The sequence below is a fragment of the Actinacidiphila oryziradicis genome, assembly GCF_005047355.1.
In the GTDB taxonomy this organism is placed as follows: Bacteria; Actinomycetota; Actinomycetes; order Streptomycetales; family Streptomycetaceae; genus Actinacidiphila; species Actinacidiphila oryziradicis.
This window is the reverse complement of record NZ_SUMC01000014.1, coordinates 1-16,315: the sequence shown is the minus strand read 5'-3', so window position 1 is coordinate 16,315 and position 16,315 is coordinate 1. Positions and strand designations below refer to the sequence as shown.

Sequence of the window (16,315 nt, the reverse complement as noted above, 5' to 3'; positions counted from 1 at the left end):
GGCGTGGGGGGATGGAGCCGGGTCAGCCCAGGCGCCACTGCTGGTTGGCGCCACCGTTGCAGGTCCACAGTTCGATCTGGATGCCATTGACATTCCCGGAGGACTGATCGCCGCCGGTGACGTCGAGGCAGAGCCCTGACTGGGTGCCGGTGACGGTGCCGTCGGGGTTGAGGCGCCATTGCTGGTTGGCGCCCCCGGTGCAGGTGTAGAGCTGCACCCTGGTGCCCGAGGTGGTGCCGTTGCCGTAGGCGTCCAGGCACTGCGTGCCGCCGTAGAGCCGCAGTTCACCGGCGGCGGTGATGGTCACGGCCTGGTTGGCGCCACCGCCGCAGTCCCAGATCTCGATCTTGGTGCCGGGGGTGGTCTCGTTGTTGTAGGCGTCCAGGCAGCGGTTGGAGGAGGCGCCGACCAGCGGATGGGTGCTCCCGACGCTGGTGCCGCTGCCCACGGACACCCGGTACATCACCGAGCCGTGTGCGCGGACGGTGGCCGAGATGCTTCCGCTGGTGCTGCTGACCACGTGCGACCAGAGGTTGTTCAACTGATAGGAGGAGGCCGCCGGTAGGCCCGCCGCGGTGGCCGAGGTGGTGATGGTGGCCGCGGAGGAGTTCTCGTTGAACAGGACCACGGACACATCGCCGTTCGCCAGCGGCTTGGCCAGTACGTGAAGACCGCCCGAGGAGGACACCTCGGTTCCCTGCTTGCCCAGCGAGTCCTGGTCGACGGCGATGACCTCCTTGTTGCCGTAGAGCGAGAGGGTGGCGGCGGAGGCGCTGCGCAGGTCGGTCCCGGCGATCAGGGGCGCGGCCATCTCGGACCACAGGCTGAACTCGGAACGGTCCTCGGTGAAGGACATGCCGTTGCCGACCTCCAGCATGTCCGGGTCGTTCCAGGCGCCGGGGCCGGCGTACTGGGCGAGCTGGACGTTGGCCTTGTAGATGGACAGCATCGTGGAGAAGCTGGCGTTGATGTCGTTGGTGGTGCGCCAGCTGTTCCCGACCCCCGCCCCCCAGGTCCAGACGCTGGCCAGACCCCAGTTGCACAGGCTGTAGAGGATGGGGCGGCCGGTGTTGGCCAGGGCGTCGCGCATGGCGGTGTAGCGCTGCTGGTCGTTGATGCCCTGGTTGTTGCAGTTGTCGTACTTCAGGTAGTCGACGCCCCAGGCGGCGAAGCTGTTGGCGTCCGTCTGCTCGTGGTTGAGGCTTCCGGGGTAGCCCTGGCAGGTGGCGGTCCCGGCGCTCTCGTAGATGCCGAGCTTGAGGCCCTTGGCGTGGACGTAGGCGGCGGTTCCGCTGATGCCGTCGGGGAACTTGGCGGGATCGGGCACGAGCTGGCCCGCGGAGTTCCGGGCCGAGGTCATCCAGCAGTCGTCGATGTTGACGTAGCTGTACCCGGCGTCCTTCAGGCCGGAGGAGACGAGATAGTCGGCGGTCTGCTCGACCAGTTGCTCGCTGACGCTGCAGCCGAAGGCGTTCCAGTCGTTCCAGCCCATCGGGGGCGTCCTGGCCAGGCCGTTGTTGAGCGCCTGTGCGGGCGGTGCCGTGCCGAGGACGAGCAGGGCCGGGGCGAGGACGAGAAGCAGCGCCATCGCGACGGCAGCCCTCAGGGATCTCATGGAGCGTGCTAAGCCGGATGTGACTGTCATGTCTGGGTCTCCTGTTTCGCCGTGTGCGGACGGGGCGAACTCAGGCGCCCGACAACGTTGTCGAACTGTCGGGGCGGCCTGCTGTTGGAAACGTAATCATCGCGAAGGTGCCACCGGGCCGCCCTGGCGTCAATGGTCCGGACTAAATCTTCTGCCACGGGCCGCCGGGACGGCAGGAGGTGAACCCGCTCCTGCCGTCCCGGCGGCCCGGCGCGTCAGATGAGCCGCCAGAGGTGGTCGGTGGTGCCGTTGTCGTTCCACTGGGTCACCTGGGCGGCGTTGGCCTGGGACGCGCCGTCGACGGCCATGAGCTTTCCGCTGTGCACGTTGACGATTTTCATCCAGCCGTCACCATTGTCGACAAAACGCCATAGGTGGTCCTGGGTGCCGTTGTCGTTGTACTGCTGGACGTGAGCGCCGTCGGCGGTGCTCTGGTCGTGGACGGCGAGCAGCTTGCCGCTGTTGCGGTTGTAGATCCGGACGGTCCCGTCACTGCCCGCCACCACGGTCCACAGATGGTCGGCGGTGCCGTTGTCCTCGTACTGGGTGACTTCGGCGCTGTCGGCGAGTGACATGCCGCTGACGGCCAGCAGCTTGCCGGAGTTGCGGTTCTGGATACGCGACCAGGTGACGGCGGAGGCCGCCGGGGTGTTCAGGAGGGCGAGGGTGCCGCCGATGACGGGCCGGTCGGCGAAGCCCTGCTGGGCGCCGGAACCGACGACGTACCAGTCGGAGAAGGGCACCCGCTGCGGTGTGGTGTTGGCGAAGCCGTAGACGCCGTTGACCAGCATGGAGCGGGTGTCCGGGTGGTCGGCCAGCCAGGCGGCGGTCCAGATCTCCCAGTCGGTCTTGGTATAGCTGTTGCGCGGATCCAGCAGCACACCGTACGTACCGGCATGGGACAGATACCAGGCGGCTTCCTGGGCGGCGACCCCGGTGGGCACCAGGTCCAGGCCGAGGAGGCGGTCGGAGAAGCCGTTGTACTTCAGGCTCCAGGTGCCGTCCTGGTCGTAGGCGAGCTTGAGGTGCGAACCGGAGGAATCCTCGGCCAGGGTGACCCACTGGCTGATGTAGCCGCGGGCGACCGCCAAGTAGTGCGACGCGTCCGAGGTGTTGGACGCCGCGCGGGCCACCACGTTCATGGCGCCGATGCCGATGATGCCCTTGAGGGCGAGGTTGGCGCTGTGGGCGATGAAGCCGGTGAAGTCGTCGGTCTGGTTCTGGTAGCCGGGGTCCAGGGCGTTGGCCACGAGGTATTCGGCCCACTGGCGGAGGATCGTGTAGTGGGCGGTGGCGAAGGCGGACGCCTGGGCGGCCGGCAGGCGCTGGATCACGGCCGCCGCCATGATCAGCATGTCGGCGGACTCCTCGACCGGCATGTCCTCCTCGTTGCCGTCGTTGTGCCCGGCCGCGTTGGGATAGCTGGAGCCGAGGTCGTGCTCGGCGAAGGTCTTGGGCCAGCCGCCGTTCTCCGCGTAGGTCAGCAGGGGTTCGAGGAGCAGCCGCAGATACGCGGGGGAGAGGTAGAGGTAGGCGGGGGAGGCCGGGTAGGTGACGTCGATGGTGGAGACGTTGCCGTCGGAGGAGATCTCCTTGAGGAAGGCCCACGGGGAGCCGCCCCGGTCGACGAGTTCCGTACCGGCGACCGCCTGACGCAGCGCCAGGGCGCAGACGGCGGCGTAGTGCTCGCCGGTGTCCCCGCCGCCCGCCGCTGCTGCGGCGTCGGTGTGGATCTGCTGGTCGAGGGCGGTGGCGGCGGTCAGGGCGGCGGAGTGGTCGGCGTTGAACCAGTCGAGCATGTCGGTCCACGAGCCCCAGTAGTGCGTCCACCACGGGTTGAGGTTGGTGCCGAGGTAACTCATGGCGGGGGTACGCACATGGCCGACCGTGGCCTGGAACACCGCCGACGGGCTGCTCGAAGTGACCGTGCCCAGGCTCTGGTTGAGGCCGAGGACGGGCCAGCGGTCGTTGATGGCGCGGGGCTGGGCGGTGTCGGTGGTGTTGGCGAGTACCCCGTTTCCGGCGGACGCCCCTCGCACCACGGTGTCCTGGCCGATCTGCCAGGTCAGTTGGCCGGTGGTGGGGGCGGCCAGGACCAGCGAGCCCCACGACGCCTGGTCGCCGTTCTCCTGCAGCACCCCGGGGCTGGACGGCTGGCAGGTCAGGGCGGTCATGCTGCCGGTCTGCTGGTGGGCCCAGGTGACCAGGGTGGAGTTGTCGCCGTGCACCCACTCGGCGGAGGCGTCGAGGTGCAGGTCGACGGAGTGGCTCGCCCCGTCGGCGCTGGCGGCCTGCACGCTGATGTAGCTCAGCGGCACCGACTGGCGCTGGAGGTTGCCGAGGTCCACGGGGGAGAAGAAGGTGACCGTCAGCGTGACGCCGCCCCCGGTGAGTGTGAAGATCGAGCGGGTGGCGGTGAGTTGCAGCGAGGCCTGCGTCATCACGGTGAGCGTCGGGCCGCTCGGCAGGCCCGGATTGCCGAGGAATACGTACGGTGTGCCGTCGATACGGGCGATGCCGCACAGTGCCGTGATGTGCCCGTTCCAGAAGGTGGGCCAGGTGCCGGCGAGGTTGTCCCCGGCCAGCCAGGTGGACAGGTACGGGGAGCGTACGGCGAGCGGGGTGGCGGGCGGACGCAGCGGGCTGAACGTCGAAGCCGCGGCGTGCGGCGCGGGCTGGGCCGCGGAGGCGGGCCGGGCGAGCGGCCCGGCGATGGTGACGGCACCCACGGCGGCCACACCGCTCCACCGCAGCAGGTCACGTCGGGAAAACGGCGGTAAGGCCCGGGCGGGGCCGGGTATGGGGCGGTCGCGGTCTTCGGGGAGAGACACGGGGGACTCCTTCGGGAGAGGGCAGGAGGAGGTGGGCGAGGCGGACGGCACGCGGAACCGCGCCGGTCGGCGGCATGGGATCGACAGCGCCGCGCCCGACCTGCTCAGTGCCCGGCAGGCCGGGGTAGTCAGTCGACCTGACCTGGACCAGCCCTCGGAGGACCCTGAAAGCGCGGTGGACCGCCGGATTCAGACATCGTTATCAGGGGTGAGATGCCGACCTCGCCGTGGACTGCGGAGGCGGGGAGTTCGGTGTCATTGCGTTACTCCATCCGATGGACCGGCTCGGACGCGGAAGCCGGAGGCCGGGCGGCCCGAGGTGCGGGTCGGGGGAAACCGGTCGAACGGGTGCTTCGGTGGCCGTCTTTATAACGATGGAAACACGGCGTCAGTCGAATGACAGCATGCCTGGCGACCGCTGTCCAGGTCCCGCGCAGCACTCTTTTACCGCGCTTCGCCTGGCACGTTTCCGGGATTCAATATTTCGCGCGCGAGGTCTGGACACCACCTGAAGGGGTCTGCTTTCATCCTCCTCGTCGTCAAATTTCTAACGTTGTACACAACCGGTTCTGGTGTTCTGCGGCCTGCGTCGGGGCTCGGTGACCCCGCCGAGACCGTCCCCACCGGTGGCGACCACGCAATCTGAGGGAAGGCGTCCCGACCCATGCGTCCTGGCGGATTACGATCAAGGTTCCTCGGCCGTGCGGCCATGCTGCTGACTCTCCTACTCGGCGCGGCGCTCGCGGCGCCGGCATCGGCGAGCACCGCGGCGATCACGGCCGCGCCTTCCGCAGCCGGCACCCCGTCCGCCTCCGCGGGGCAGGGCCTGCGGGGCGACTACTACCGCAGCTCCAACGGCACAGCGCTGGACTTCGCCACGTACACCGGCACTTCGATCGACTCGTCCCTCTATGTCGATGACCTGCTTCCAGCACTGCGGACCTTCGCCGGCAGCACTGACAACGTCGCTGTGCGATGGACCGGACAGCTGGAGGTGCCCGCGGACGGCACGTACACGTTCTTCATCAAGGGCGACAACGGGTTCCGTATGTCGCTGGACGGATCGAGCGTCATCGACCACTGGACGACCGACTGGGACGTCCAGACCATGTCACAACCCCTGACGCTCACGGCCGGCCCGCACCAGCTGGCCTTCGACTACAACCAGGGCGTTGGCGGCGCCTACCTGCACACCGAGTGGTCGGGGCCGGGCTTCGCCAGGCAACCCCTCCCCGACGCGGCGCTGCGGCTGCCCGCCGGATTCACGCAGGCCGACGCCAGCGCCACGATCGACCCGGCCGGCACCAAGGCCACGATCCAGCTCGACGCCCCGGTGACGCAACTGCCCTCCGACGCCGCGAAGCACCTCGCCGTCGTGTCCGGCGGCGTCGTATGGACGGGCGAGGTGGCGAAGGACCCGCTCGACGCTTCCCGGCTCGTGGTCACCTCCAAGACGCCCATCTCGCTCAACGCCCCCGTGCGGGTGAGCTACGACGGCTACGGCGGGATCATGACGTCCAACGGGGACCTGAAGGTCTTCACCGCGGCCGCGAAGAACGACTCCCGGTGGTACTTCGCCACCAAGTGGGCCGCCGACGTGTCCCCGACCAACGCGCTGCCGGACTACCCGCGTCCGCAGCTGACCAGGAAGAACTGGCTCAACCTCAACGGCACCTGGCAGTTCCAGTCCACCGAGCAGGACGCGGCGCTGCCGACCGGGCCGCTGAGCGACCGGATCCTGGTCCCGTACCCGATGGAGTCCGCGCTCTCCGGTGTCGCCGCGCACCACGACTGGTCGCTCTACCAGCGGAGCTTCGAGGTGCCCCGGAGCTGGCAGGCGGGCTCCCACGAGCGCCTGCGGCTGAACTTCGGCGCCGTCGACTACGAGGCCTGGGTCTACGTCAACGGCAAGCAGGTCGCCCACCACACCGGCGGCTACGAGGCGTTCAGCGCCGACATCACCGACGCCGTCACCCGGCACGGCCCGCAGAACCTGCTCATCAAGGTCCGGGACACCACCGACGGCAACAGCTACGCCGTCGGCAAGCAGACCCCCACGCCCGGCGGTATCTGGTACACCTCGACCTCGGGCATCTGGCAGACCGTCTGGCTGGAGCCGGTTCCCACCGCGGCCGTCGACTCGCTCGTGCTGACCCCGGACCTCAAGAGCGATTCACTGGCCGTCACCGTGCGCCCCGCCGCGGGCACCAGCCCGGCGGCCCGGGTGACCGCCACGGCGTACGCGGGACACAAAGCGGTCGGTGCCGTCTCCGGCAAGGCCGGCGACACGCTGCGGCTCGCCATCGCCAACCCCCGCCTGTGGAGTCCGGACGACCCCTTCCTGTACGACCTCAAGGTCCAGCTTTCCGACGGCCGCTCGAAGGACTCGGTGGGCTCCTACTTCGGGATGCGGTCGGTCGAGGTGGCCAAGGTCGGCGGTGCGAGCAAGATCGAACTCAACGGCCGGCCCACCTTCCTGCTGGCCACCCTGGACCAGGGCTTCTGGCCCGACGGCCTCTACACCGCCCCCACGGACGCTGCTCTGCGATCCGATCTGGAGCAGCAGAAGAGCCTGGGCTTCAACACCGTCCGCAAACACATCAAGATCGAGCCGGCCCGTTGGTACTACTGGGCCGACAGACTCGGGCTGATGGTGTGGCAGGACATGCCCAGCCGCAACCCCGGAGCGCCGTCCACTCCGGAGACCGACAAGGCCTTCACCAACCAGGTCCACACGATCGTGGACCAGCACATCAGCTCCCCGTCCATCGTGATGTGGACCATGATGAACGAGGGCTGGGGGGAGACGAGCCGGACGGCCACCGGCGAGCTGGCCACCGCGGTCAAGCAGCAGGACCCCTCCCGCCTGGTCGACGCCCACTCCGGAGTCAACTGCTGTGCTTCGCAAGGTGACTCCGGCATGGGTGACCTGATCGACTACCACGACTACCACGGGCCTGCCTCGCCCACCCCCGACGGGACCCGGGCCGCGGCCGACGGCGAGCACGGCGGCTACTCCCTGACCGTCCCCGGCCACATCGCCAACGTGTCCGGCGGCCAGAACTACGGGGACGTCCCGGACTCCGAGGCGCTGACCGAGGCGTACGTCGCCAACACCCGGAGGCTGATCCCAGGGGCCGCCGGCTCCCTTTCCGGATCCGTCTACACCCAGATCACCGACGTGGAGGGGGAGCTCAACGGGCTCCTGACCTACGACCGCGCGGTGCTCAAGCTGGATCCCGTACGGGTCAGGGACATCAACCGGCAGGTCATCGCCGCCGGAGCGGCAGCAGGCCGTACCGGCGCACAACCCTGAGCCGCCGTCCCGTTCCGGTGGTCGTGGTAATCGCCGGCGTCCGTCGCCGTGACCTCGTCCTTCCTCTTCCCGGCGTTCGCTACTCTCGACAACGCCCGCGGCATCACCGTCCAGGCCTCCTTCCTCGCCATCGTCGCTCTGGGCATGACGCTGGTGATCATCACCGGCGGCATCGACCTGTCCGTAGGGTCGGTGTTCGCCCTGGGCGGCGTCCTCGCCGCCTGGGCGTCGCAGTGGGGAATGCTCCCCGCGCTGCTGCTGCCGCTCGCCGTGTGCGGGGCGTTCGGAGCCGTCAACGGTCTGCTGATCGCACGCGCCGGCATGGCGCCGTTCATTGTCACGCTCGCCTCGCTGCTCGCCGCCCGCGGCCTGCTGCTCAACATCACCCACGAGGGAGCGACGACCAATCTCGTGGAACGCGGCTCGGCCTTCGCCCAGTTGGGGCAGGGCACCGTGGGCGGCTTCGGCTATCCGGTGCTGATCGCCCTCGGCCTCTTCGGCGTGGGCGGCCTGATCCTGCAACGCACCTCGTTCGGCCAGTCGCTCTTCGCGGTGGGGGCAGCAGCGATGCCGCCGCGCTGATGGGACTTCCGGTGGCCCGCACCCGCGTGCTGGTGTACGTCCTCAGCGCCCTGCTGGCCGGCTTCGCGGGAGCGCTCAACGCGGCCCGGCTCTCCTCCGGGGTCACCATCGTCGGCGTCGGCATGGAACTCGACGCCATCGCCGCCGTCGTCATCGGCGGCACGCTCCTGGTGGGCGGCGCCGGCTCGGTCAGCGGCACCCTGTGGGGCGTGCTGCTGCTCGGGGTGATCCAGAACCTCATCAATCAGATCGGCTCGCTCAACTCCTCCTACCAGTCCGTGGTCAGCGGCGGTTTCCTCGTCGTGGTGGTCGTGGCACAGCGCTATCTGGGACGTGCTCGAACGACCATATGAAGGACGCCGGGTCCCGGGGGGAGCCCGGGACCCGGAGCACGCGACCAGGGACATACACTGCCATACACCGCCGTGCACAACGGCTGGGCACATAGAAGGAGCGCCGTGGGCGTCAGCCTGAAGGACGTCGCACTGCGAGCGGGCGTATCGGTGAAGACCGTCTCGAACGTGGTCAACAACTATCCGCACGTCACGACGGTCACGCGAGCCCGCGTCCAGCAGGCGATCGACGAACTCGGCTACCGCCCCAACCTGACCGCACGCCATCTGCGCAAGGGCCGCACCGGAATCCTCGCGCTGGCCGTTCCGGAGCTGAGCAACCCGTATTTCGCCGATCTGGCCGGGGCGGTCATCGACGCCGCCGCCCGCCATGACTACACCGTCCTCCTCGACCACACCGCGGGCGAACGGGCGAAGGAGATCCTGGTCTGCCAGGGCTTCCGCTCCCATGTCATCGACGGCCTCATCCTCAGCCCGATAGAGCTGGAGACCGAGGACCTGCTCGGCCGCACCGACACCGCACCGCTGGTGCTGCTCGGGGAGCGTCAGTACGACGTCCCCTACGACCACATCGCGATCGACAACGTCGCGGCCTCCCGCACCGCCGTGCGCCACCTGCTCGACCTCGGGAACCGGCGCATCGCCTTCCTCGGCGCCCGGTTCGAGAGCGAGAGGCAGCCCGCCCACCTGCGGCTGCGGGGCTGGCGGGAAGAGATCCGGGCCGCGGGACTCGTCCCGGACGAGTCCCTGGTCATCGCCACCGACGGCTACGGGCGAACGGACGGCGCCGCCGCGATGGCCGCCCTGCTGGACCGCGGGGAGCGACCGGACGCGGTCTTCGCCTACAACGACCTGATCGCCCTCGGCGCGATGCGAACCCTCACCGAGCGGGGTCTGCGGGTGGCCCAGGACGTGGCCGTGGTCGGGTTCGACGACATCGAGGAGGGCCGGTTCGGCGGGGTCTCCCTCACCACCATCTCGCCCGACAAGCAGGCCATCGCCCGCCTTGCCGTCGACGGTCTGGTCCAGCGGCTCGCCCGTTCGCCCTCCGGCCCGCCCGCCGCGGAACCCCGCCGGGCCCGGCCGGGATTCCGGCTGGTGGTCCGTGAGTCCACCGCCCGCCGGACGCCCTGAGCGCTCCGTGATCGCGTTGGAGACCCTGAGCGGTCAGCCGAAGTCGTTGACCCCGTTGGTCGTCTGTGCGCCGGTGGCCTGCCACTGCTGGGGATCCAGCAGACGGGTCCGCTCGGCGATCCGGTGCAGAGCGGCGACGGCGGCTCCGGTGAAGGGCGCGCCACTGTACCCGACGTAGGCCACCACGCCGGGCGTCGGCTCCCAGGCCAGCAGGCCGTCGCCTTCCAGCGCGGATGTGACGACCGCGGGCTTGCCGTGCACCGTGCCGGCCGCTCGGGCCTTCGCGGCGTACAGCCGGTCCTCGAACCCGCCGCAGCGGACGACGCCGGTGAACGTGACCCCCTCGGAGAGCGCCGCGGCCTCCCCGGCGGCTGCCGAAAGGTACCGGACCTCGCGCAGATCGCGGGGCCGTGACGGGGCGGTCGCTGTCACCGAGAACCCGGCCGGCGGTGCGACCGCCGGCCGGCCGGCCGTGACAGTCGTCGCGGCGGCGATCGCGACGAGCTCAGGCTCGGGCAGATCACCCCGGACCCGCGCGTACGCGCCGCCGATCCGCCAGGTGATCTCACCGTCGCCGGCTGTCCCGGAGGCCCCGCCGACCTCGACAGCGCGTCCCTTCCCGGGCGCGGGCACCGGGAAGGTCACCACCGCGCTGTTTATGCCTACCGAGCCGTCGTGGCGCCGTACGGTCACTGTCCAGGGGCCCGAACCGGACGCGCGGTCCCGCTGGTCCCATGCGGAATCCCCGTCCAGGGCCGCCCACTTGATCACCATGCCGGGCGTCTGACCCGGTGCGACAGTGGCGTCCGGGCCGTCCGGGAAGACGATGCCGGACGGGTGGGGTGATGACGAGGCCGGTGCGGAGGCCGCCTGGTGCGGCTTGTCCGGACCGCTCACCGCGACGATGCCCGCTGTGAGGACCGCGACCGCTCCCACGGTCGCCCCTGCTGCGATCATCCAGCGCGGTGGGGTCCACCTCGGCCGGTCCGGGCCGTGCTGAGAATCTCGCTCATGCGCGCAGTCTTCTCCGCGTGCGGCCGACTGTACAACTTGAACCGGAAACTACTACGGGGGAGTGGCCGGTGCCGTACCGTGGTGCTCTGCCGGCTTGCCCTGCGGGGCGCAGGACACGTCTTCGAACGTTGTCCCGTCCAGACCCGCGACGACGACCGAACGTGGCACACGTAGCGGCTACGCGGCCGGGTGGAATAAGGAATAAATGGCGTGGCCCTCGCGTTGTGGCGACGGCGGTGTGGGCATGATCTCCCGGGATTGCGCGGTGCTATGGGCCCCGCGTGCCGTTCCGCAAGCGCGATGCCGGCGAGGCTCTCGGGCCCGCCAGGCGGGAAGGGTGGAGGTGACATCGATGCGGCCTGTGTCCTGCCGGTTCACGGTCACCGTCCTCGCACCGCGCCGGTGCGTCCGCCTGTATTCCCGGCCCCACATCGACCTGCAGCGGGTGGCCGGCGCACTCTGTTGCGCCTGACCTGTTCCCCCGCCGCCGAGCCTTCCGACTGAGGGCCGGCGACCACGTCCGGTCGATCAGGAAGGCAGCCCTTTCGTGTCCGCACCCCATTCATCCCCCGCACCGATACATCTTGCCGTCGCGCTCGACGGCGCGGGCTGGCACCCGGCTGCCTGGCGCGAGCCGCAGGCCCGGCCCCGGGACCTGCTCACCGCCGGTTACTGGGCCGACCTCGTCACCGAGGCGGAACGCGGCCTGCTGGACTTTGTTACCTTCGAGGACGCGCTGGGCCTTCAGTCCTCGCACTTCGCGGAGCCGGACGAGCGCACCGACCAGGTGCGTGGGCGGCTGGACGCGGTGCTCATCGCCGCCCGCGTCGCACCACTGACCCACCACATCGGGCTGGTGCCCACGGTCGTCACCACTCACACCGAGCCGTTCCACACCTCCAAGGCGGTCGCCACTCTGGACTATGTCAGCGCCGGTCGTGCGGGTCTGCGGGTCCAGGTGTCGGCGCGGCAGCACGAGGCGGCGCACTTCGGCCGTCGTACGTTCCCGCGCCTGCGCATCGAGGACCTGGACGCCCCGGAAGTCCGGGAGGTGACCGCCGAGCTCTTCGAGGAGGCCGCCGATTACGTCGAGGTGGTGCGCCGGCTGTGGGACAGCTGGGAGGACGACGCGGAGATACGCGACGCCGCCACCGGGCGCTTCGTGGACCGCGACAAGCTGCACTACATCGACTTCGAGGGCCGGCACTTCAGTGTCAAGGGGCCCTCGATCACGCCGCGGCCACCGCAGGGACAGCCGGTCGTCAGCGCACTGGCGCACCGGAGCGTGCCCTTCCATCTGGTGGCCGGCGCGGCCGACATCGGCTATGTCACCCCGCACGACGCCACCCACGCAGGCGCCATCGTCGACGAGATCCGCGCCGCCCAGGCCGCGGCAGGGCGCGCGGAGGATTTGGTGCACGTCTTCGGTGACCTGGTGGTCTTTCTCGACGACGATCCGGCGGCGGCGGCCCGCCTCGCCCGTCTGGACGGCCTCGCGGGCTACGCCTACACCAGCGACGCGAAGGTGTTCACCGGGACCCCAGTCCAGCTGGCCGACCTGCTCCTGCAGTGGCAGCGGGCGGGGCTGTCCGGCTTCCGGTTGCGCCCCGGCGTTCTCGGCCACGACCTGCGGGCGATCACCCGCGGCCTGGTGCCCGAGCTTCAGCGTCGCGGTGCGTTCCGGCGTGCCTATGAGGCCGACACCCTGCGCGGGCTGCTCGGGCTGCCCCGCCCCGCCAACCGCTACGCCGCCGCCGTCTGAGCTGGAGGGACCGTCCGACCATGAGCAAGCCACTTAAGCAGATCCATCTCGCGGCCCATTTCCCCGGCGTCAACAACACCACGGTGTGGAGCGACCCGCGGGCGGGCAGCCATATCGAGTTCAGTTCGTTCGCGCACTTCGCGCGGACCGCCGAGCGCGCGAAGTTCGATTTCCTGTTCCTTGCCGAGGGGTTGCGGCTGCGCGAGCAGGGCGGGCGGATCTACGACCTGGACGTGGTGGGCCGGCCCGATACCTTCACCGTGCTGTCCGCGCTGGCCGCCGTGACCGAGCGTCTGGGCCTGACCGGTACCGTCAACTCCACCTTCAACGAGCCCTACGAGGTGGCCCGGCAGTTCGCCAGCCTCGACCATCTGTCGGGCGGGCGCGCCGCCTGGAACGTGGTGACCTCCTGGGACGCTTTCACCGGGGAGAACTTCCGCCGGGGTGGGTTCCTCCCCCAGGAGGAGCGGTACTCCCGGGCCAAGGAGTTCCTGGCTACCGCCACCGAGCTGTTCGACTCCTGGCAGGGGCACGAGATCGTGGCCGACCAGGGGTCCGGTACCTTCCTCAAGGATGCCCAGGCCGGCGCGTTCGTCCACCAGGGACAGCACTTCGACATCGCCGGGCGGTTCAACGTTCCGCGCAGCCCCCAGGGACGCCCGGTGATCTTCCAGGCCGGTGACTCCCCTGAAGGGCGCGAGTTCGCTGCCTCCGGCGCTGACGCGATCTTCAGCCGGCACAGCACCCTGGACGCCGGCCGGGAGTTCTACGCCGACGTCAAGGGCCGCCTGGCCCGACACGGACGCCGCCACGACCAGCTGCTGATCCTGCCGGCCGCGACCTTCGTCCTGGGCGACACCGACGCCGAGGCACACGAGCTCGCGCACGAGATACGGCGCCAGCAGGTCAGCGGTCAGACCGCGATCAACTTCCTGGAGCAGCTGTGGAATCGTGACCTGTCCGGCTACGACCCGGACGGCCCGCTCCCCGACATCGATCCGGATCCCGGCGAGCACACCATCGCCCAGGGCAGGGCCAGCGTCCGGATGCACCGGGACCCGCTGGCCGTCGCCAGGGAATGGCGCGAGCGTGCCGCGGCGCAAGGGCTGTCGATCCGCGAGCTGGTCATCGAGACCACCGGCAGGCAGTCGTTCGTCGGCTCGCCGGCCACGGTCGCCGAGACCATCGACTCCTTCGTGCAGGCGGACGCCGCTGACGGGTTCATCCTGGTCCCGCACATCACACCCGGGGGCCTGGACGTGTTCGCCGACACCGTCGTCCCGCTGCTCCAGGAACGCGGGGTGTTCCGGGAGGACTACACCGGCACCACGCTGCGGGACCACCTCGGGCTGGCCGAGCCCGACGCCGGCGCGGAGCCGTTCACCGGGCGGGCGGCGTTGTGAAGTTCCTGGCGATCACCCTTATCGTGCATGCCCCGGACCCGGTGACCGGCGTGCTGAAGCCGACCAGTGAGCGTTTCCGTGAGGTGATCGACAACGCGCTGCTCGCCGAGGAGCTCGGGTTCGACGGCTTCGGGGTCGGGGAACGCCACGAGCGGCCGTTCATCTCCTCCTCGCCCCCGGTCGTGCTCAGCCACATCGCCGCTCTCACCTCCCGGATCCGGCTGTTCACCGCCGTCACGACCTTGAGCCTGCTCGATCCGGTGCGTGCCTACGAGGACTACGCGACCCTGGACCATCTGTCCGCGGGCCGCCTGGACCTGATCATCGGCAAGGGCAATGGCACCGCCCAGCGTGAGCTGTTCCACGTCACCCCCGAGGACCAGTGGGACCGTAACGCCGAAAGCTACGAGCTGTTCCGCCGGATCTGGCGGCAGGACAAGGTGACCGCCTCCCCGCGCTTCCGCCCGGAGCTGGCCGGGGCCGAGGTGTGGCCCAGGCCGCTCCAGCAGCCCGTCCGGGTCTGGCACGGCAGCGCGACCAGCCGGGAGTCCGTCGATCTCGCGGCCCGCTACGGTGACCCGCTGTTCTCGGCCAACGTCAGCAACCCGATCGGGCCGTATGCCGAACTGATCCGCTACTACCGGCAGCGGTGGGAACACTACGGCCATGACCCCGGCCGGGCCGTGGTCGGTGCGGGAACCGCCGGGTACTACGCGGCCCGCTCCTCGCAGGAGGCGATCGCCGCCTACCGGCCGGTGTTCGAGGGCTATCTCGGGTTCCAGAAACGGCTGGGCGTCGAGCCGGTGTTCCCGACCTTGCAGGACTTCGTGGAGCGCAGCTCGGCGTTGATCGGCAGCCCCCAGCAGGTGATCGAGAAGGTGCACCGCTACCACGAACAGTTCGGACACAGCGTGCTGCACCTGCACGCGGACGCGGGCGGTCTCACCGGCGCCCAGCACCGCGCCTCCCTCGAACTCTTCCAGTCCGACATCGCCCCCGTACTGCGGCGCGACATCCCCGACCCGCCGTTTCCCTGGGCCCCGGTACTCGCCGGGCCCGGGCCCGCGTCCGTGCCCCAGCCCGAGCCCGGGCCCGCCGACCGCTGAGGAGTATCCCGATCATGTCCGGTATCCCTCTCGGGGTTCTCGACCTCGTGCCGGTCTCGTCCGGCTCCACCGCCGCCGAGGCGCTGCACCGCACCATCGACCTCGCCCAGCAGACCGAGCGGTTCGGCTACACCCGCTACTGGTTCGCCGAACACCACCTCAACCCGGGTGTGGCCGGGACCTCTCCCGCCGTCGTGCTGGCCCTGACCGCCTCCGCGACCTCCACGATCAGGATCGGCTCAGGGGCGGTACTGCTCGGTCACCGCACCGCCCTGTCCACCGTCGAGGAGTTCGGGCTGATCGACGCCCTGCACCCCGGGCGGCTCGACCTGGGTCTCGGCCGCTCCGGCGGACGTCCCCCCGGAAAGACCACCGGGCCCTTGCCGACCGCGACCCCCGTCGTCGACGGACGCACCCCCAACGGGCTGCTGATCCCGCCACGGTTCTCCTTCGCACACCTGCTCGGCTCACCCCGGATCGCCCTCCAGCGGCACCTGCTGCAGCAGCCGAACGCCCAGGCGCAGGACTACGGCGAGCAGGTCGACGACATCCTCGCGCTGCTGCGGGGTGAGTACCGGTCCGCGGACGGAATCGAGGCGCACGCGGTACCCGGCGAGGGCGCCGAGCTGCAGGTGTGGATCCTCGGCAGCAGCGGCGGGGAAAGTGCCCAGGTCGCCGGCCGTAACGGCTTGCGCTTCGGCGCCAATTACCACGTCAGCCCGGCCACCGTACTGGAGGCGGCCGAGGGCTACCGCGCCGCGTTCCAGCCGTCCGAGGACCTCGACAAGCCCTACGTCAGCGTCTCCGCCGACGTCGTCGTGGGCGAGGACGACGCGACGGCCCGCGAGCTCGCCACCGGCTACGGCCTGTGGGTCCGCAGCATCCGCACCGCCGAGGGCGCCATCCCCTTCCCGAGCCCCGAGCAGGCCCGCACCCACGCCTGGACCGACGCCGACCGCACGCTGGTCGCCGACCGTGTGGACACCCAGTTCGTCGGCTCCCCGGGGCGCGTCGCCGACCGGCTCGAACAACTCCAGGAAGCCACCGGCGCCGACGAGCTGATCATCACCACCATCACCCACGACCACGCCGACCGGGTGCGCTCCTACCAACTCCTCGCCGAGGAGTGGCAACGCCGCTGAGCTGTGGCCGGTACGGGGGTGCCTCGC

10 protein-coding genes and 1 pseudogene are annotated in these 16,315 nt (G+C 70.1%); 8 read left to right on the top strand and 3 right to left on the bottom strand.

Annotated features, from left to right (window positions below):
* Window positions 1–22: 22 nt before the first annotated feature.
* Both FCI23_RS16850 and FCI23_RS16845 read right to left on the bottom strand, forming a co-directional pair.
* Window positions 23–1,645, bottom strand: coding sequence for a glycoside hydrolase family 27 protein (locus FCI23_RS16850; RefSeq protein WP_246143760.1), 1,623 nt, complete (start codon window positions 1,643–1,645; stop codon window positions 23–25).
* Between the two features lie 215 nt (window positions 1,646–1,860).
* A complete protein-coding gene (locus FCI23_RS16845; RefSeq protein ID WP_211265357.1) occupies window positions 1,861–4,476 on the bottom strand; it encodes a glutaminase domain-containing protein in 2,616 nt (871 codons plus the stop codon).
* 709 nt (window positions 4,477–5,185) lie between these two features.
* On the opposite strand from FCI23_RS16845, the gene FCI23_RS16840 reads away from it, so the two are divergent.
* The 3 genes and pseudogenes from FCI23_RS16840 (at window position 5,186) to FCI23_RS16830 (ending at window position 9,861) form a co-directional block, all read left to right on the top strand.
* Complete coding sequence (locus FCI23_RS16840) at window positions 5,186–7,792, top strand: PA14 domain-containing protein (protein WP_246143759.1); 2,607 nt, start codon at window positions 5,186–5,188, stop codon at window positions 7,790–7,792.
* 57 nt (window positions 7,793–7,849) lie between these two features.
* Window positions 7,850–8,727, top strand: a pseudogene (locus FCI23_RS16835) (ABC transporter permease); the annotation flags it as partial.
* A gap of 105 nt (window positions 8,728–8,832) precedes the next feature.
* Window positions 8,833–9,861, top strand: coding sequence for a LacI family DNA-binding transcriptional regulator (locus FCI23_RS16830; RefSeq protein WP_136724724.1), 1,029 nt, complete (start codon window positions 8,833–8,835; stop codon window positions 9,859–9,861).
* Between the two features lie 33 nt (window positions 9,862–9,894).
* Here FCI23_RS16830 and FCI23_RS16825 read toward each other — a convergent pair whose 3' ends face one another.
* Window positions 9,895–10,818: a hypothetical protein gene (locus FCI23_RS16825; RefSeq protein ID WP_136724723.1), complete on the bottom strand. Its 924-nt coding sequence runs from the start codon at window positions 10,816–10,818 to the stop codon at window positions 9,895–9,897.
* A gap of 262 nt (window positions 10,819–11,080) precedes the next feature.
* On the opposite strand from FCI23_RS16825, the gene FCI23_RS63750 reads away from it, so the two are divergent.
* From FCI23_RS63750 to FCI23_RS16805, 5 genes are all read left to right on the top strand, one after another.
* A complete protein-coding gene (locus FCI23_RS63750) occupies window positions 11,081–11,347 on the top strand; it encodes a putative leader peptide (RefSeq protein ID WP_407645975.1) in 267 nt (88 codons plus the stop codon).
* A 75-nt stretch (window positions 11,348–11,422) separates the two neighbouring features.
* The gene (locus FCI23_RS16820) at window positions 11,423–12,637 is read left to right on the top strand and encodes an LLM class flavin-dependent oxidoreductase (RefSeq protein WP_136724722.1); all 1,215 of its coding nucleotides are present in this window, start codon (window positions 11,423–11,425) and stop codon (window positions 12,635–12,637) included.
* Window positions 12,638–12,657: 20 nt separating this feature from the next.
* The gene (locus FCI23_RS16815; RefSeq protein WP_136724721.1) at window positions 12,658–14,040 is read left to right on the top strand and encodes an NtaA/DmoA family FMN-dependent monooxygenase; all 1,383 of its coding nucleotides are present in this window, start codon (window positions 12,658–12,660) and stop codon (window positions 14,038–14,040) included.
* Window positions 14,037–15,146: an LLM class flavin-dependent oxidoreductase gene (locus tag FCI23_RS16810; protein ID WP_136724720.1), complete on the top strand. Its 1,110-nt coding sequence runs from the start codon at window positions 14,037–14,039 to the stop codon at window positions 15,144–15,146. Before FCI23_RS16815 ends, FCI23_RS16810 begins: the two co-directional genes overlap by 4 nt.
* A gap of 14 nt (window positions 15,147–15,160) precedes the next feature.
* Window positions 15,161–16,288: an LLM class flavin-dependent oxidoreductase gene (locus tag FCI23_RS16805; RefSeq protein WP_136724719.1), complete on the top strand. Its 1,128-nt coding sequence runs from the start codon at window positions 15,161–15,163 to the stop codon at window positions 16,286–16,288.
* Window positions 16,289–16,315: the final 27 nt, after the last annotated feature.